We start from the raw sequence: 17,231 nt of genomic DNA, 5'->3' as shown, positions 1-17,231 counted from the left end.
ACTCCAGATTTTCGTTGCAATGCAGCAGCTGAGTTAACTGCGATTCGTCCTGGTGTGCACGCGCAGGGACAGAATGCGAAATAATTGCTCAAAAAGCGAAATGCCCGGCAGTGCCGGGCATTTCGAAACACAGTCAACCAACCGCTAAATCAGGCCGCGACGGTATCCGCGACATCCTGATATTCCTGGATCTGATCGAAGTTCATGTAGCGATAAATCTGATCGCCACTGGTCTTGATCACGCCTACATCGGCCATGTATTCGTCCTTGGTCGGGATGCGGCCCAGACGCGAACAGATCGCCGCCAACTCCGCCGACCCCAGATACACGTTGGTGTTGCGGCCCAGACGATTCGGGAAGTTACGCGTGGAGGTGGAGAACACCGTGGCGCCCTCGCGTGCCTGCGCCTGGTTGCCCATGCACAACGAGCAGCCCGGCATTTCCATGCGCGCACCGGCTGCGCCGAAGGTGCCGTAATGGCCTTCCTTGGTCAGTTCGGAAGCATCCATCTTGGTCGGCGGCGCAACCCACAAACGTGTGGGGATATCGCGCTTGCCTTCCAGCAACTTGGCGGCGGCACGGAAGTGACCGATGTTGGTCATGCACGAACCGATAAACACTTCGTCGATCTTGGCGCCGGCCACGTCGGACAGCGTCTTGACGTCGTCCGGGTCGTTCGGGCACGCCACGATCGGCTCATGGATGTCTGCCAGATCGATCTCGATGACGGCGGCGTATTCGGCGTCGGCATCGGGCTGCAGCAGCTGCGGATCGGCCAGCCACTCTTCCATCTTCTTGATGCGGCGGCCCAGCGTGCGCGCATCGGCGTAGCCTTCGGCAATCATCCAGCGCAGCAGGGTGATGTTGCTGGTCAGATATTCGATGATCGGTGCTTTATCCAAGTGCACGGTGCAACCGGCTGCGGAACGCTCGGCCGAGGCATCGGACAGCTCGAATGCCTGCTCCACTTTCAGATTCGGCAGACCTTCGATTTCCAGAATGCGGCCGGAGAAGATGTTCTTCTTGCCCTGCTTGGCCACGGTCAGCAGACCGTCCTTGATCGCGTACAGTGGGATCGCATTGACTAGGTCACGCAAGGTCACGCCCGGCTGCATCTGCCCCTTGAAGCGCACCAGCACGCTCTCGGGCATGTCCAACGGCATCACCCCGGTGGCGGCGGCAAACGCCACCAGACCCGAGCCGGCCGGGAACGAAATGCCGATCGGGAAACGGGTGTGCGAGTCGCCACCGGTGCCCACGGTGTCGGGCAGCAGCATGCGGTTGAGCCAGCTGTGGATCACGCCATCGCCCGGACGCAGCGACACGCCGCCGCGGGTGGAGATGAACTCCGGCAGGGTGTGGTGGGTCTTGACGTCGACCGGCTTCGGATAGGCCGCGGTGTGGCAGAACGACTGCATCACCAGATCAGCGGAGAAGCCCAGGCAGGCAAGGTCCTTCAGCTCGTCGCGGGTCATCGGGCCGGTGGTGTCCTGCGAGCCCACCGAGGTCATCTTCGGCTCGCAATAGGTGCCCGGTCGCATGCCCTGGCCTTCCGGCAGACCGCAGGCGCGGCCGACCATCTTCTGCGCCAGCGAGAAGCCCTTGCCGGTATCCGGCGGGTCCATCGGCAGACGGAACAGGTCCGACGCCGGCAGGCCCAGGAACTCGCGCGCCTTGGCGGTCAGGCCACGGCCGACGATCAACGGAATGCGGCCACCGGCGCGCACTTCATCGAACAGCACGTCCGACTTCATCGCGAACTCGGCGATCACCTGCCCGTTCTTCAACGCCTTGCCGTCATACGGACGCAGCTCGACCACATCGCCGTGCTCCATCTGCGACACGTCCAGTTCGATCGGCAACGCACCGGCGTCTTCCATCGTGTTGTAGAAGATCGGCGCGATCTTCGAGCCCAGGCACACGCCACCGAAGCGCTTGTTGGGGATGTACGGAATGTCCTCGCCGGTCCACCACAGCACCGAGTTGGTGGCCGACTTGCGCGAAGAACCGGTACCGACCACATCGCCTACATAGGCGACCAGGTGGCCCTTGTCCTTGAGATCGGCAATGGCCTGGATCGGGCCGCGCTTGCCGTCTTCTTCCGGCACGAACGCCGCGCCGTCGCGGGCGTTCTTGAGCATCGCCAGCGCATGCAGCGGGATGTCCGGGCGCGTGGTCGCATCCGGTGCCGGCGACAGGTCGTCGGTGTTGGTTTCGCCCGGCACCTTGAACACGGTGACGGTCATGCTCCGCGGCACTTCCGGCTTGCTGGTGAACCACTCGGCATCGGCCCAGCTCTGTAGCACGGCCTTGGCATGCGCATTACCGGCTTGCGCCTTTTCCTGCACATCGTGGAAGGCATCGAACACCAGCAAGGTGTGCTTGAGCGCTTCGGCGGCAGTGGCGCCCAGCTCGGCGTTATCCAGCAGATCGATCAGCGGCTGGATGTTGTAGCCGCCCAGCATGGTGCCGAGCAGCTCGGTCGCGCGCTTGGGGCTGATCAGTGCGGTTTTTTCGGCGTCAAAGGCCACTGCGGCCAGGTACGAGGCCTTGACCTTGGCGGCGTCATCCACGCCGGCCGGCACGCGCTGGCTGAGCAGTTCGACCAGATATGTTTCTTCGCCCGCGGGCGGGTTCTTCAGCAGCTCGATGACCTCGGCGGTCTGCTGCGCAGTCAGCGGCAGCGGCGGGATACCGAGCGCGGCGCGCTCTGCAACGTGGTGGCGATAGGCTTCCAACATGCGGATTCTCCATAAGGACAGCAGTGAATGTGTAAACGCGTAACCTGAATTAGGGTGCGGGTGTAGGAACGACGATCTTCAAACCCTTGAAGTAATCGCGGAAGAAGCCCTCGTCGCGGGTGATCAACCCGTCGCACTGGAGCATCGCGTGGGCACCGATCAGAAAGTCGGCGACCACCCGCTCGCGCTTGCCGCCGCGTGCGCGGAAACGCTTGTTCATATGGCCGGCGCGCGCTGCCGCCGCTTCCTGGGTGGCTTCGTAGCGCACCCCGATCGAAGCCAGCGTTTCCATCAGATCGACCTGGGTGTCCAGCATGGCCAGCACTTCGGCCACAACGGCGTCGCAGACCACGACTTCGTCACGCGCCAAGGCGTCGCCGATGCAGATCTCCGACACTTCACCGTACATCGGGTCGCCGATCAGGATGTCGAGCAGCACCGAGGAATCCAGTGCGATCATGGGTCGAACGGATCGCCGGGGGCACGGCCGCGGATGGCGCGCATGGCCTCGTCGGTACTGGTCAGGCCATCGACCAGCTTGAACTTGCCGCGCACTTTGCGCAGCGCCTCGCTGACATCTTTGCGCAGGATAATGCGCCCGCCGTCGAGCTCGATCTTGAGCGTGGTGCCCTTGGTCAGGCCCAGGGCATCGCGCACAGGCTTGGGCAGCGTGATCTGCCCGCGTTCGGCAACTGTGGCTTCCATGAAGGTGGCCCCATGCATAAAGTATGCAGCGATTCTACATACTTGACTTGTCGTACTCAAGGCCACATACCCTGTCCTGCAACCGAACGTACACACTGAATTGGTCACACTGTTCGCAAGAGACCTAAAGCCTGCAGCCATAGGAGTGATGCATGAGCGATTCTTTTTCCACCCGCACCTCGCTTGAGGTCCACGGCAAGCGCTACGCGTACTACAGCCTGCCGAAGCTGGGCGAGCGCTTCGATATCGGCCATCTGCCCTATTCGATGAAGATCCTGCTGGAGAACCTGCTCCGGCACGAGGACGGCGGTGTCACCGTCGGCAAGGACCATATCGGAGCAGTCGCCAAGTGGGACCCAAAGGCCGAGCCCGATATCGAAATCGCCTTCATGCCGGCACGCGTGGTGCTGCAGGATTTCACCGGCGTGCCCTGCGTGGTCGATCTGGCTGCGATGCGCGATGCAGTGGTCAAGTTGGGTGGCAACGCCGACCAGATCAACCCGCAGATTCCGTCCGAACTGGTCATCGACCACTCGGTGCAGGTGGATGTGTTCGGCAAGCCCGATGCGCTCGACCTCAACGGCAAGATCGAATTCCAGCGCAACCAGGAACGCTACGGCTTCCTGCGCTGGGGTCAGAAGGCGTTCGAAAACTTCAAGGTGGTGCCGCCCAATACCGGCATCGTCCATCAGGTGAACCTGGAAAACCTGGCGCGCGTGGTCATGAGCGCGGACCAGGACGGTACCCGGATCGCCTACCCGGACACCGTGTTCGGCACTGACAGCCACACCACCATGATCAACGGCATTGGCGTGCTGGGCTGGGGCGTGGGGGGAATTGAGGCCGAGGCCGCGATGCTGGGCCAGCCTTCGTCCATGCTGATTCCGCAGGTGGTCGGCTTCAAGTTGAGCGGCAAGATGCCCGAAGGCGCCACCGCCACCGATCTGGTGCTCACCGTCACCCAGATGCTGCGCCAGGCCGGCGTGGTCGGCAAGTTCGTCGAGTTCTATGGCGAAGGCTTGCAGCATCTGCCGCTGGCCGACCGCGCCACCATCGGCAACATGGCACCGGAATACGGCGCCACCTGCGGCATCTTCCCGGTCGACGAAGAATCGCTGACCTATCTGCGCCTGTCCGGCCGCAGCGAAGAGCAGATCGCGCTGGTCGAGGCTTATGCAAAGGCACAGGGTCTGTGGCACGACGCCAACACCCCGCCAGCGCACTACAGCGCCACGCTGGAGCTGGACATGGGCGAGGTCAAGCCCTCGCTGGCCGGCCCCAAGCGTCCGCAGGATCGCGTGTTGCTGGAAGACATGCAGGCCAACGTCCGCGAAAGTCTCAAGCCGTTCGTCGAGGCGCGCAGCAAGCGCATCACCGATCTCAAGCAGGAAGACCGCCTGAAGAACGAAGGCGGCGGCGGCACTGCAGTGGGCGCCAAGGCTTCGCAGGCGAAAAGCGCCGACGACAGCGGTGCCGGCTGGCGGCTGCGCGATGGCTCGGTGGTGATCGCCGCGATCACCTCGTGCACCAATACCTCCAATCCGGCCGTGATGCTGGGCGCCGGCCTGCTCGCACGCAATGCGGCGGCCAGGGGCCTGAAGGCGCAGCCGTGGGTGAAGACCTCGCTCGGTCCGGGCTCGCGCGTGGTCACCGATTATCTGACCAAGGCCGGCGTGATGGCCGATCTAGAAGAGCTCGGTTTCTACGTGGTCGGCTACGGCTGCACCACCTGCATCGGCAATTCCGGCCCACTGCCGGAAGACGTGTCTGCCGCAATCGCCAAGGACGATCTGGTGGTCGCCTCGGTGTTGTCGGGCAACCGCAACTTCGAGGGCCGCGTGCACCCCGAAGTAAAGATGAACTATCTCGCCTCGCCGCCGCTGGTAGTGGCCTATGCAATCGCCGGCACCACCGACATCGACCTCACCACTGAGCCGCTCGGCACCGGCAGTGATGGACAGCCGGTCTACCTGCGCGAGATCTGGCCGAGCAACAAGGAAATCGGCGACAAAATCGCGGCCACCGTTGGCCCGGAGATGTTCAAGCAGAACTATGCCGACGTGTTCAAGGGCGATTCGCGCTGGAACACCATCGCCTCGCCGGATGGCGCGCTGTACGAATGGGATGCGGCCTCTACCTACATCAAGAACCCGCCCTACTTCGACGGCATGACCATGCAGGTCGGCCATGTGGATGACGTGCATGGCGCGCGCATCATGGGCTTGTTCGGCGACTCGATCACCACCGACCACATTTCGCCGGCCGGCAATATCAAGAAGGATTCGCCAGCAGGCCGTTTCCTGCAGGAACGCGGCGTGCAGCCGGCCGACTTCAACAGCTACGGCAGCCGCCGCGGCAACGACGATGTGATGGTGCGCGGCACCTTCGCCAACATCCGCATCAAGAACCTGATGTTCGGCGGCGAAGAAGGCGGCAACACGCTGTATTACGGTAAGCAAGGCGCTGCGCCGGAAAAGTTGGCGATCTACGATGCCGCAGTGAAGTACAAGGCCGATGGCGTGCCGTTGGTGGTGCTGGCCGGTAAGGAATACGGCACCGGCTCCTCGCGTGACTGGGCGGCAAAGGGCACCAACCTGCTCGGCGTCAAAGCCGTGATCGCCGAAAGCTTCGAGCGTATCCACCGCTCCAATCTGGTCGGCATGGGCGTGCTGCCGTTGCAGTTCTTCGAAAACGAAAACGCGCAGACCCTGGGCCTGGATGGCTCGGAAGTGCTGGACATCACCGGCCTGCAGGACGGTGCCAGCCGCCGCGCCACGGTCGATGCAAAGAAATCCGACGGCAGCGTCACGCAATTCCAGGTCAAGGTGCTGCTGCTGACGCCCAAGGAAGTGGAATACTTCAAGCACGGCGGTCTGCTGCAATACGTGCTGCGCCAACTGGCCGCGCGCAAGGCGGCCTGATCGCGCGCATCGCGTTTTACCTGTGTAACCACCCTGCCGCCGCTTGGCGGGAGAGTGGTTTTGGGCGCTCGCCAGGAGAGGCTGACAACACGTAACGAAAGTCGTTCGGCGCTTGCGGCTCGCTTAGCATCGCAGTGCACGAGCGGTAAATGCTGCACCGTGCATCGGTCGCGCTCCTCCGCCGATAGGCCCAGGGCGCAGCACCTTTGATGGCCTCTCTATCGCCCAGCTGGCGCCCATTGCGCGTGGTACAGCTGCCAGTTGCCGCCCTGCGCCGGCCGCATCCAGGCCGTTTTCGCCGACGAAATCTTCCGCCACCGCCACTGGCGTCATCACATCGCCGATGTCGCGTGCTTCGATCGCGCGAGGCATCTGCGCCAACCTCGCGCACAGACGTTGTGCCGGCGCAGCAGGCGTGCAACCGACCAAGACTTACAACACAAACTGCAAACGACCAGACACGTCTGCGCGCTTGAATGCTGCTCTGCAGCGCGCTTCGCCTTTTCCATGCATGACGGTATGCTGCCAGCTGATGTAGTGCCGTCGAACATACTGCGTCACGTACCGAATATCCCGGAGGGGGGCAGATGAATCAGCAGGCACGTCCTTGGTTGCAAAGCTATCCGTCCGGCGTCGCCGCCGAGATCGATCTGGAGCAGTTCCGCACCGTGACAGAGGTGTTCGCCACCTCGGTCGCGCGTTTTGCCGACCGCCCCGCGTACCACAGCTTCGGCAAGACCATTACCTATCGCCAAGCGGATCAGGTGGCCGAGCAATTCGCCGCGTATCTGCTCGGCGAACTGCATTTGAAGAAAGGCGACCGCGTCGCTTTGATGATGCCCAACTGCCTGCAATATCCGATCGCCACGTTCGGCATTTTGCGTGCCGGCTTGACCGTGGTGAACGTCAATCCGCTCTACACCCCGCGCGAGCTAAAGCATCAGCTGGTCGACTCCGGCGCCACTGTGCTGGTGGTCATCGACAACTTCGGCACTACCGTGCAGCAAGTCATTGCCGACACGCCGGTCAAGCAGGTGATCACCACCGGCCTGGGCGACATGCTCGGGTTCCCCAAAGCGGCCGTGGTCAACTTCGTCGTCAAGTACGTCAAGAAGCTGGTGCCGGAATACCGCCTCAAGGGCGCAGTCCGTTTTCGTGAAGCGCTCGCACTGGGCCGCAAGCACACGGTGCCGACGCTGCAGATCGAGCCCGACGACATCGCTTTTCTGCAATACACCGGGGGCACCACCGGTGTGGCCAAAGGCGCGATGCTGACGCACCGCAATCTGGTGGCCAACATGCAACAGGCGCACCAGTGGCTCGCGGGCACTGGCAAGTTGGAAGAAGGCAACGAGGTGGTGATCACCGCGCTGCCGCTGTATCACATCTTCGCGTTGACGGCGAATGGCCTGGTCTTCATGAAGATCGGCGGCTGCAATCATCTGATCAGCAACCCGCGCGACATGCCGGGCTTCGTCAAGGAACTGAAGAAGACACGCTTCACTGCCTTCACCGGCGTCAACACCTTGTTCAATGGCTTGCTCAATACGCCGGGGTTCGACCAGGTCGATTTCTCCACGCTCAAGATGACCCTCGGCGGCGGCATGGCGGTGCAACGTTCGGTCGCCGAACGCTGGAAGAAGGTCACCGGCCTGACCCTGGTCGAGGCCTACGGCCTGACCGAGACTTCGCCGGCCGCCTGCATCAACCCGATGGATCTGAAGGACTACAACGGCTCGATCGGCCTGCCGATTCCGTCCACCGATGCCTGCATCAAGGACGACGCCGGCGCCGTGCTGCCGCAGGGCGAAATCGGCGAGCTGTGCATCAAGGGTCCGCAGGTGATGAAGGGCTATTGGAAGAAGCCCGAAGAAACCGCCAAGGTCATGGACGCCGAGGGCTGGCTGCACACCGGCGATATCGCACGCATGGACGAACAAGGCTTCGTTTACATCGTCGATCGCAAGAAGGATATGATCCTGGTGTCCGGCTTCAACGTGTATCCCAACGAGATCGAAGACGTGATCGCCGAGTTGCCCGGCGTGCTGGAAGTCGCTGCCGTGGGCGTACCGGACGAAAGATCCGGCGAGATCGTCAAGGCCGTGGTCGTAAAGAAGGACCCGGCCCTGACCGCCGAGGATGTGAAGGCGTACTGCCGCGCCAACCTGACCGGTTACAAGCAGCCGCGAGTGATCGAATTCCGCAAGGAACTACCGAAAACCAACGTCGGCAAGATCCTGCGCCGCGAATTGCGGGATGCGCCCAAGGAGTAAGAGCGGCTAACAAAACGTAGCGAGCAGTCGTCAGGTGGGTGCGTACGACGCGTAAGAACCGGAGTGTACGCGTGGTACATGCCGATTCAGAGTACCGGCCGCGCCCGCCTGGCGGTGAGCGCAGTCGTTTTGTTGGCCGCTCTAAGTCCTCCGGCGCCCCTGCAAAGTAAGTGCCATCCGGCCGTCATCCAGCACCGGCAATGCCGCAAGGCCTTGTGGGTGTTCGCTTTGGTGCGCATAGAATCGGAAGTCGGCGCAACGCTACTCGTTCACTCATCTCCGTCCGTAAGGCGGCCGGCCGGACGGTCTTCACGGAGAATTACCATGTCTGCAGTTCAACCTTTCATTCGCACCAACGTCGGCTCAACCCTGCGCATCATCGAAGAACCGCAGCGTGAGGTGTACTGGATCCACATGCATGCCGACCTGGCCGTCAATCCGGGACGTGCCTGCTTCTCATCGCGCCTGGTCGACGACATCACCGGCTATCAGGTCAACCTGGGGCGGCGCTTGAACTGCGCCGGCGTACTGTCTCCGCACGTGGTGCTGGCCTCGGACAGCGATGTGTTCAATCTGGGTGGCGATCTGGCATTGTTTTGCCAGCTGATCCGCAAAGGCGACCGTGCGAGCCTGCTGGATTATGCGCAGCGCTGCGTGCGTGGCGTGCATGCCTTCCATGTCGGCCTCGGGGCCGGCGCGCACAGCATCGCGTTGGTCCAGGGAAATGCGCTCGGCGGCGGTTTCGAGGCGGCACTGAGCTGCAACACCATCGTCGCAGAGGAAGGCGTGATGATGGGCTTGCCCGAGGTGTTGTTCGATCTGTTCCCTGGCATGGGTGCCTACTCCTTCATGTGCCAGCGCGTCAGCCCACAACTGGCCCAAAAGATCATGCTCGAAGGCAATCTGTATTCGGCCGAAGATCTGCTGGGGATGGGCCTGGTCGATCTCGTCGTACCGCGTGGTCAGGGTGTGGCTGCGGTGGAACAGGTGATCCGCGAGAGCAAGCGCACCCCGCACGCGTGGGCGGCGATGCAGAAAATGCGTGAAATGACCACCGCCGTGCCGCTTCAGGAAATGATGCGCATCACCGAAATCTGGGTTGACACTGCGATGCAGCTCGGCGAAAAATCGCTGCGCACCATGGGCCGCCTGCTACGCGCGCAGTCACGCCGTTCTGGACGCGACGCAATCTGATGTGCATGGGGGCTTATTCGCTACTCTGCGGGGAGCGCTCGCCGTGCCCGACACGCTGCATACGTGCGTCAAGTGCGTCCTTTCCGGACGTCAATTGCTCGCGCAACGCAGACAGCCGCTGTCGCCATTCCGACTGCAATTGCCGGTCGGCCATGCGCATCAGCTCAGCGCCATTGGCAGCGACCTGGGCCAGGCCCAGGTTGCTGGCGACCCCACGCAGCGCATGCGAGCTTTCGCGCAACTGCTCCCACTCCGAACGAGTGCCGGCGCGCTCGATTGCGTCGATGCAGTTCTGCGCATCTTCCAGGCATTGCCGCACGAATTGACGTTCGAACTCGTCGCCCATCCCAAGTGACGCAAGTTCATCGAGCACGCTGAAATCGAGCACACCCTCGAAGCCGGCAGGAATCTGTACGCTGGCCGCCGGCGTGGCCAGCGGCCGTGTGCTGAGGGCCAGATCCGCCAGGGTATCCAGCAGTTTGGCAGCCACTACCGGTTTAGCCAGAAACGCGCGTGCGCCCGCCTGTTCGCAACTGCGAATCGCTTCCGGCGTGACATCGGCGCTAAGCACGACCACCGGGGTGTACCGCATGCCGCTGGCGTGCATCACGCGCAAGTGCTTGAGCATGTCCAGTCCGTTCATGCCCGGCATATGCAGATCCACGATCACCGCATCGAAATCCTCCTCGGCCATCGCATCCAGCACCTGTTCGCCGCCATTGACGCAAAGAACCTTGTGTCCGGCCTTTTCCAGCAGGCGCTGCAACACCATGCGGTTGGCTTCGTGGTCGTCGGCCACCAGCATGCGCATGCTGCGCACGCGCGCGCGGTGACGCAGGAACGGGTTGGAGAAAGCGATGACGTTGGAGGCCTCCAACTCGTCGGACGTGTCCAGCAGCGCACCGGTCGGCACACGCGCCAGCGCCGTCTTTGCCGTCTGCACCGGTTCACCGATTGCAAACGGTAGCTCGAACCAGAACACACTGCCGCCAGACTGACTTTCCTTGAAGCCGATGCTGCCGCCCATCGCCTCGACCAGACCCTTGGCGATCGTGGTGCCCAGCCCGGTTCCTTCGTAACGACGCGACAAGCCGACATCAGCCTGCTCGAAGGCTTCGAACAACCGCGACCGCATGTCCATCGGCACGCCGATACCGGTATCTTCCACCACGAAGCGCAGCCGTACCGTCTTGCCCTTACCGCCGGACATCCTGGTGATCCGCAGCAGCACATGCCCGTATTCGGTGAATTTGACCGCATTGCCGAGGATATTCAGCAGCACCTGACGCACATGGCTGGTATCGCCCTTCAGCACATCCGGTACGTCGGTGCCGACCTGGGTGACGTACTCCAGCCCCCGCGCCCTGGACTGGGGCTGCAAGATCATGTTGACCGAGTCGATCAGCTCGCACAGCGAGAAGTCGCGATGCTCGATGCGGATCTTGCCGGCCTCGATCGCTGAGATGTCCAGCACCTCTTCGACCAGCGACAGCAGCGTGCGCGAAGAAGCCTGGATGGTGTTGAGGCACTCCCTCTGCTCCGCGTCCAGGCGCGTGGTCGCCAATACTTCGGTCATGCCCGACAGACCGTTGAGCGGCGTGCGGAACTCATGACTCATATTGGCCAGGAAGCGACTCTTGGCCTGGTTGGCATGCCGCGCCTCGCGCACTGCCCGCGTCATTGCGCGCAGCAACGAATCGAAGTAAAGCGGCACTGCGATCAGGCCCAGCCACAAGCCCCAGCTCAAGTAGGGATTGGCCTTCCAATAGGGCGAAATCAGGATGGCGCCGAGAAAACACAGGCTGCCCATGGCAGTGGCGGCACGCAGGTAGTTGCTGCCGTAACGCAGCCCGTTACCGATAGTCACCCACATGCAGACCGCGTACAGCGGCGACGCCGGTTCGCCCTGGATCGCCATGATCGCGCCGGTGCAGGTGTAATCCAGCAGCATGCCGATCAGTCGCCGCACATGCGACACCTGCGGCCGCACCAGGATTGCCATCATCAGGCCCAGCGACACCAACAGCTCACCGACCAGAATGAACCAGGTGGCCATCAGCGTGTCGCCATGGGTGTGCTGATAGCGCCAGCCCAGGTAGGAAATAAACAATGTAGTGATGATGATACGGATCAGATTTTGCTTGTGTTCCGTATCCGCCCGCTCCGAGAGGCGCCGCTTCAACCATGGCAATGGAGACTTCATAGGCGCCTCAGACGTGCGGTCGCGTCGATGGATGAGGGATTTCGGCAGTGCGCTGACGCAGCGTCGTCGTCGCCAACGGGATGCGGCGCGGCAGGATCGTTGGCCTGTTCGCTCAGCAGGCACAACAATGACATGGGAATGACGATCAGCGCACTGAAAAGTGCGATCGCCAGCCCGAGCTGCTGTTGCCAATAGGCACTTGCGGCCATGGCGATGGCCGTGTGCAGGGTCTGGCGACCAACGTGCAAGCCATCGCCGAGCCTCACCCACGGCAGGACGACAGACAGACAGGCTATGGGCGCACCCAGCCAGGTCATCGCCAGCGCAACCAGACCGTCGTCCGACAGCATCCCCAGCGTGCGACTCAGGTATAATATATTTTGCATAGCAACACTCCACACAGCGATCAGCAGCGCCACCCTCTGCCCGATCGCGATCAGCCAGCACAGCTGATGCAATTGGTGCCGGAAGACGACCTGCCACTGGCTGGCAGCAGACCGCACGCTGTACGCGACGATTACCAAGATCATCGCGATGCGCACCGACACCTGGCCGTGCTCGCTGTCGGTACGCTTGGCGAGTTGATCAGGCAGTCGACCAAGCGCCACCCTCACCTCACACCCCGGGCCGCGCCGATGCGGTCGAGAACTCCCCGCAGATCTGATCCAGCTGCGCGCGGCCACGCAACAGCGCGTCCACACAGCGAGGGTCGAACAGGCGGCCGCGTTGTGCATACAGATAGGCCAGCGCGGCATCCATCGTCCAAGCCTCCTTGTACGGGCGCTGCGACAGCAGGGCGTCGAACACGTCGGCCACCGCCACGATGCGCGCTTCCAGCGGAATCGCTTCGCCGAATAGGCCGTCCGGATAGCCAGTGCCGTCGTAGCGCTCATGGTGACGCAGTGCGATCAACGCACCGACCTGGATAAAACGGTTCTGGCTACCGCTGAGCAGCTCATAGCCGATGCGCGGATGGCGCTTCATGATGCTCATCTCGTCTTCGGTGAGCTTGCCCGGCTTGAGCAGCACCGAATCGGGAATGGCGATCTTGCCCATGTCGTGCAGCGGTGCAGCCATCTCGATGATGCGCACTTCTTCTTCCGGCAGCCCCAGTTGCTCGGCGATCAGGCCAGCGACATGCGACATGCGCTCCAAAAACGCGTTGGTACCGGAGTCCCGATATTCGATCGCGCGCGCCAGCCGTGACAGCGTTTCGCGTTCGCGTTCTTCGACCTCGTTCATGCTGGCTAGCAGTCGCTGTTCCAACGACAGCGCGCGTTGCTTGACGCTCTCGCTCTGCTGACGCAGCTGCAGCAGATTGGAGCAACGTGCGCGCAGTTCGCGCGGGCGGATCGGCTTGACCAGGAAATCGATAACACCGGCTTCCAATGCGGCCTGGCGAACCGGCTCGTCGCCGACGATGGTGATCAGGATGATCGGAATATCGCGGTGGCTGGGCAGACGGCGCAGACGGCGTGCGAACTCCAGGCCATCCATGCCGGGCATGCGGTAGTCGAGCAGCAACAGATCCACGCGCCCGGCTTCGCACCACGCCAGCGCGTCGAGCGGATCACCGAAGTCGTAAACCTTCAATTCCGGCGCAATGTCCTCGATGACATGGCGCAGCATCGTCCGCGCAGACATCTGGTCATCGACAATGACGATGTTCAATCCCAGATCCGCCTTTTCCGACCAGCTTTCCCATCTAACCGTCGACGAGACGCCGCCCGGAGTCCCTAAAACATCCTGCATAGCCGTTGCTCCTCTATCTCGAGAACGGAAAAGCGGTGACGCCGCCCCCTGTGCCGACTCCCCGAACGGTACGCTGTTCGCGGCTCTGCCCTAGCATATGCAGTAACTGTGCCGTCGGCACGCCGACAGCACAAAAAAGTCAGGCTTCCGGACGCATGTACGGGAACAGCAGGACGTCGCGTATCGAGGTGCTGCCGGTCAGCAGCATCACCAGACGGTCGATGCCAATACCCAAGCCGCCGGTCGGCGCCATGCCGTACTCCAACGCACGGATGTAGTCGGCGTCGTAATGCATCGCTTCGTCGTCGCCACCGTCCTTGGCCTGCACCTGCGCCTGGAAGCGCGCAGCCTGATCTTCGGGGTCATTGAGCTCGGAGAAGCCGTTGGCCAGCTCTTTGCCGTTGATGAAAAGCTCGAAGCGATCGGTGTAACCCGGCTCGGTATCGCTGGAACGCGCTAATGGCGACACTTCGATCGGATGGTCGGTAATGAAGGTCGGTTGCACCAAGGTGTGTTCCACCGTGGCTTCGAAGATTTCCAGCAACAGCTTGCCCCAGCCGTACGACGGCTTGACCCGGATCCTCAGCCGATCGCAATGCCGCAGCAGTGCCTCGCGATCGGTGCAATCGGCCGCACTGATCTCCGGATTGTGATGCCGAACGGCCTCATCCATACGCCAGCGCCGGAAAGCCGGCGCCAAATCGATGTCGGCACCTTCCCAGCTCACCTGAGTGGCGCCGAGCACCGACTGTGCGGTGTCGCGGATCACCTGCTCGGTCAGCTCCATGATCTCGTAATAGGTGGCATACGCCTCGTAGAGCTCAAGCATGGTGAACTCGGGGTTGTGCCGGGTCGACACGCCTTCATTGCGGAAATTGCGGTTGATCTCGTAGACACGCTCCAGCCCACCGACGACCAGGCGCTTGAGATACAACTCCGGGGCCACGCGCAGGTACAGATCCAGATTCAGCGCGTTGTGGTGAGTGGTGAACGGCTTGGCGGTGGCGCCGCCGGGGATGTAATGCATCATCGGCGTTTCCACTTCCAGGAAACGGCGTGCATCCAGCCAGGCGCGTATCGCACGGATAATCTTGGAGCGCTTGATGAAGACCTCGCGCGCTTCCGGGGTCACGATCAGATCGACATAGCGCTGGCGATAACGCTGCTCCACGTCCGACAACCCGTGCCACTTGTCCGGCAGCGGGCGCAGCGACTTGGTCAGCAGCCGCAGCGCCGTGGCCTTTATCGACAGTTCGCCGGTCTTGGTGCGGGTCAAGCCACCCTCCACGGCCACGATGTCGCCCACATCCCAACCCTTGAACGCAGCGTAGGCATCGCCGAGCACACTGCCCTGCAAGAACAGTTGCACGCGTCCGGATTCGTCCTGGATTTGCGCAAAGCTGGCCTTGCCCATCACCCGCTTGGCCATCAAACGGCCGGCCATCTTGACTGTGCGTTCGCTGGCTTCCAGCGCCTCGGGGGTCCAGGTCTGGGCATCGGCGAATTCGGCCTGCAAATCGCCGGCGAACTGTTCGCGCACGAAATCGTTGGGATAGGCGATGCCCTGGCTGCGCAACGCGCCCAGTTTCGCGCGACGCTCGGCGATGAGGCTGTTCTCGTCGGCGGGGATCTGCGGCGCGGGGGTCTGCTCGGTCATGGCGGGAATCGATCTGCTGTGGGTCGGGCGCGTGCCCGGTGGGGGATGAGGAACCTGCGTTGCCGGCCCCTGCTCTTACGATGGAACTGGGATCGGGAGGCGGTCAGCGGTATGCCTGATTGCCGCGCTGTCTGCAGCCTGTGCGAAGCCAGCATCGCCGCAGTGCGCTGCGCGACGTCGATGCAGACACCTACACGTCGTGCCGCGATTTAGAGCGGCTAACACAACGTAGCGAGCAGCCGTCAGGTGAGTGCGGACGGCGGGGAGGAACCGCAGTGTACGCGTGGTACATGCCGATTCCGAGCACCGGCCGCGCCCGCCTGGCGGCGGCGGCGTCGTTTTGTTAGCCGCTCTTAGGCATCCAGGCGTTTGGAGCCTGCCGCCAGACCTGCTTTCAGGCTGGCCTCGACGAATTCGTCCAGATCGCCATCGAGCACTTTCTGCGTATCGCTGCGTTCGACACCGGTGCGCAGATCCTTGATGCGGCTCTGATCGAGCACGTAGTTACGGATCTGGCTACCCCAACCGATGTCGGACTTGGTGGCTTCAAGCGCGTCGCGCTCGACGTTGCGCTTTTGCACTTCCAGTTCGTATAGCTTGGCGGCCAGCATTTTCATCGCGTTCTCGCGGTTCTGGTGCTGACTACGCCCGGTCTGACAGGCGACCACGGTATTGGTCGGAATGTGCGTGATACGCACCGCCGACTCGGTCTTGTTGACGTGCTGGCCACCGGCGCCGGAGGAGCGATACACGTCGGTACGCAGATCGGCCGGATTGATGTCGATCTTGATGTTGTCGTCCACTTCCGGCGACACGAACACCGAGGTGAAACTGGTATGCCGGCGATTGTCCGAGTCGAATGGCGACTTGCGCACCAGCCGGTGCACGCCGATTTCGGTCTTCAACCAACCATAGGCGAACTCGCCTTCGACCCGGATCGTGGCCGACTTGATGCCCGCCACGTCGCCGCCGGACACTTCCATCAACTCGGTTTTCCAGCCGCGCGACTCGGCCCAGCGCAGATACATGCGCAGCAAAATCTCAGCCCAGTCTTGCGCTTCGGTGCCGCCCGCGCCAGCCTGGATGTCGACGAACGCGTTTGCGCCGTCCATCTGGCCGGAGAACATGCGCTGGAATTCCAGCTTTTCGACATGCGCCTGATATGCATCCAGATCGGCGATCACCGCCACTGCGGTGTCTTCGTCCTGTTCGCTCTCGGCCAGTTCGAGCAGATCGCCCGCGTCCGCCAGACCAGACAGCGCATCGGCAATGCCGATGACGGTCTTCTCCAACATGGAGCGCTCGCGGCCCAACGCCTGCGCGCGCTCGGCATCGTTCCACACCTCGGGACTTTCAAGCTCCCGGCCAACTTCCTCTAGACGCTCTTTCTTGACGTCGTAGTCAAAGATACCCCCTGAGCGAGAGCACGCGATCGCTGAGATCGGTGATGCGCTGGCGGATCGGATTGGTTTCGATCATGAAGGACTTCCGGCGAACGAGCGCATTAGTTTAGCAAGCGCACGGCGGAACGCGGTGGCGGCACTGTTAAGAGCGGCTAACAAAACGTAGCGTGCAGTCGTCAGGTGGGTGCGGACGGCGCGCAGGAACCGCAGTGTACGCGTGCTACATGCCGATTCCGAGCACCGGCCGCGCCCGTCTGGCGGCGGCGCAGTCGTTTTGTTAGCCGCTCTAAGCCCGCCACTCTCAGCATCGCCGACGCCTCGGCGTGGCCGCGGCAGCCGGGCGGAGCGGCGACAAATAGCGACGACTGCATGACGCCTGGCC

At 62.6% G+C, this 17,231-nt stretch carries 11 protein-coding genes, 3 other RNA genes and 1 pseudogene; 3 read left to right on the top strand and 12 right to left on the bottom strand.

Annotation, left to right across the window (positions count from 1 at the left end):
- Positions 1-149 precede the first annotated feature (149 nt).
- Genes J5I97_RS08210 through J5I97_RS08200 form a run of 3 tightly spaced genes read right to left on the bottom strand, consistent with a single transcriptional unit; the run spans position 150 to position 3,446 of the window.
- Positions 150-2,741, bottom strand: a complete 2,592-nt coding sequence (locus J5I97_RS08210) for a bifunctional aconitate hydratase 2/2-methylisocitrate dehydratase (RefSeq protein ID WP_208591090.1) — start codon at positions 2,739-2,741, stop codon at positions 150-152.
- A gap of 49 nt (positions 2,742-2,790) precedes the next feature.
- Complete coding sequence (locus J5I97_RS08205) at positions 2,791-3,201, bottom strand: type II toxin-antitoxin system VapC family toxin (RefSeq protein WP_002806475.1); 411 nt, start codon at positions 3,199-3,201, stop codon at positions 2,791-2,793.
- Entirely contained in the window at positions 3,198-3,446 is a 249-nt protein-coding gene (locus J5I97_RS08200) for an AbrB/MazE/SpoVT family DNA-binding domain-containing protein (protein WP_208591089.1), read from the bottom strand. The genes J5I97_RS08205 and J5I97_RS08200 overlap by 4 nt, the downstream gene beginning before the upstream one ends.
- Before the next feature lie 152 nt (positions 3,447-3,598).
- Here J5I97_RS08200 and acnA point away from each other — a divergent pair, with 152 nt between their 5' ends.
- Positions 3,599-6,367 carry an aconitate hydratase AcnA gene (gene acnA / locus J5I97_RS08195; RefSeq protein WP_208591087.1) on the top strand — a complete coding sequence of 923 codons (2,769 nt, stop codon included), beginning with the start codon at positions 3,599-3,601 and terminating at the stop codon, positions 6,365-6,367.
- A 264-nt stretch (positions 6,368-6,631) separates the two neighbouring features.
- Here acnA and J5I97_RS08190 read toward each other — a convergent pair.
- A pseudogene (locus J5I97_RS08190) lies at positions 6,632-6,857 on the bottom strand (hypothetical protein); the annotation flags it as partial.
- Positions 6,858-6,954: 97 nt separating this feature from the next.
- On the opposite strand from J5I97_RS08190, the gene J5I97_RS08185 reads away from it, so the two are divergent.
- Positions 6,955-8,640 (top strand): long-chain fatty acid--CoA ligase, encoded by a 1,686-nt coding sequence (locus J5I97_RS08185; RefSeq protein ID WP_208591063.1) that lies wholly within the window; start codon positions 6,955-6,957, stop codon positions 8,638-8,640.
- 4 nt (positions 8,641-8,644) lie between these two features.
- Here the strand turns inward: J5I97_RS08185 and J5I97_RS08180 are convergent.
- Positions 8,645-8,720, bottom strand: a non-coding RNA gene (locus J5I97_RS08180) — sX9 sRNA.
- A 244-nt stretch (positions 8,721-8,964) separates the two neighbouring features.
- Here J5I97_RS08180 and J5I97_RS08175 point away from each other — a divergent pair.
- The gene (locus tag J5I97_RS08175; RefSeq protein ID WP_208591061.1) at positions 8,965-9,834 is read left to right on the top strand and encodes a crotonase/enoyl-CoA hydratase family protein; all 870 of its coding nucleotides are present in this window, start codon (positions 8,965-8,967) and stop codon (positions 9,832-9,834) included.
- A 13-nt stretch (positions 9,835-9,847) separates the two neighbouring features.
- On the opposite strand, the gene J5I97_RS08170 is transcribed toward J5I97_RS08175, so the two are convergent.
- From J5I97_RS08170 to J5I97_RS08140, 7 genes are all read right to left on the bottom strand, one after another.
- The gene (locus J5I97_RS08170; RefSeq protein WP_208591059.1) at positions 9,848-12,037 is read right to left on the bottom strand and encodes an ATP-binding protein; all 2,190 of its coding nucleotides are present in this window, start codon (positions 12,035-12,037) and stop codon (positions 9,848-9,850) included.
- The gene (locus tag J5I97_RS08165; RefSeq protein ID WP_244241851.1) at positions 12,034-12,720 is read right to left on the bottom strand and encodes an RpfH protein; all 687 of its coding nucleotides are present in this window, start codon (positions 12,718-12,720) and stop codon (positions 12,034-12,036) included. The genes J5I97_RS08170 and J5I97_RS08165 overlap by 4 nt, the downstream gene beginning before the upstream one ends.
- Entirely contained in the window at positions 12,653-13,789 is a 1,137-nt protein-coding gene (locus J5I97_RS08160; RefSeq protein WP_208591058.1) for an HD-GYP domain-containing protein, read from the bottom strand. The genes J5I97_RS08165 and J5I97_RS08160 overlap by 68 nt, the downstream gene beginning before the upstream one ends.
- Positions 13,790-13,928: 139 nt before the next feature.
- Complete coding sequence (gene lysS / locus J5I97_RS08155; RefSeq protein ID WP_208591056.1) at positions 13,929-15,446, bottom strand: lysine--tRNA ligase; 1,518 nt, start codon at positions 15,444-15,446, stop codon at positions 13,929-13,931.
- 216 nt (positions 15,447-15,662) lie between these two features.
- A non-coding RNA gene (locus tag J5I97_RS08150) (sX9 sRNA) lies at positions 15,663-15,738 on the bottom strand.
- A 61-nt stretch (positions 15,739-15,799) separates the two neighbouring features.
- Positions 15,800-16,925, bottom strand: a protein-coding gene (gene prfB, locus J5I97_RS08145; RefSeq protein ID WP_208591054.1) for a peptide chain release factor 2 whose coding sequence is annotated in 2 segments (ribosomal slippage) — positions 15,800-16,849 and positions 16,851-16,925 — 1,125 coding nt in all. Because the reading frame shifts where the segments join, the coding sequence is not laid out codon by codon here.
- Positions 16,926-16,999: 74 nt separating this feature from the next.
- Positions 17,000-17,075: non-coding RNA, sX9 sRNA (locus tag J5I97_RS08140), on the bottom strand.
- Positions 17,076-17,231 lie beyond the last annotated feature (156 nt).

The organism is Xanthomonas fragariae (genome assembly GCF_017603965.1).
GTDB classification, from domain to species: domain Bacteria; phylum Pseudomonadota; class Gammaproteobacteria; order Xanthomonadales; family Xanthomonadaceae; genus Xanthomonas; species Xanthomonas fragariae_A.
The sequence above is the reverse complement of the archived record's forward strand: the minus strand, read 5'-3'. Positions and strand labels throughout refer to the sequence as shown.

Bases quoted from the DNA above. Each gene is read 5' to 3' on its own strand.
- J5I97_RS08210 (WP_208591090.1), bottom strand. From the start codon at position 2,741: ATGTTGGAAGCCTATCGCCACCACGTTGCAGAGCGCGCCGCGCTCGGT.
- J5I97_RS08205 (WP_002806475.1), bottom strand. From the start codon at position 3,201: ATGATCGCACTGGATTCCTCGGTGCTGCTCGACATCCTGATCGGCGAC.
- J5I97_RS08200 (WP_208591089.1), bottom strand. From the start codon at position 3,446: ATGGAAGCCACAGTTGCCGAACGCGGGCAGATCACGCTGCCCAAGCCT.
- acnA (WP_208591087.1), top strand. From the start codon at position 3,599: ATGAGCGATTCTTTTTCCACCCGCACCTCGCTTGAGGTCCACGGCAAG.
- J5I97_RS08185 (WP_208591063.1), top strand. From the start codon at position 6,955: ATGAATCAGCAGGCACGTCCTTGGTTGCAAAGCTATCCGTCCGGCGTC.
- J5I97_RS08175 (WP_208591061.1), top strand. From the start codon at position 8,965: ATGTCTGCAGTTCAACCTTTCATTCGCACCAACGTCGGCTCAACCCTG.
- J5I97_RS08170 (WP_208591059.1), bottom strand. From the start codon at position 12,037: ATGAAGTCTCCATTGCCATGGTTGAAGCGGCGCCTCTCGGAGCGGGCG.
- J5I97_RS08160 (WP_208591058.1), bottom strand. From the start codon at position 13,789: ATGCAGGATGTTTTAGGGACTCCGGGCGGCGTCTCGTCGACGGTTAGA.
- lysS (WP_208591056.1), bottom strand. From the start codon at position 15,446: ATGACCGAGCAGACCCCCGCGCCGCAGATCCCCGCCGACGAGAACAGC.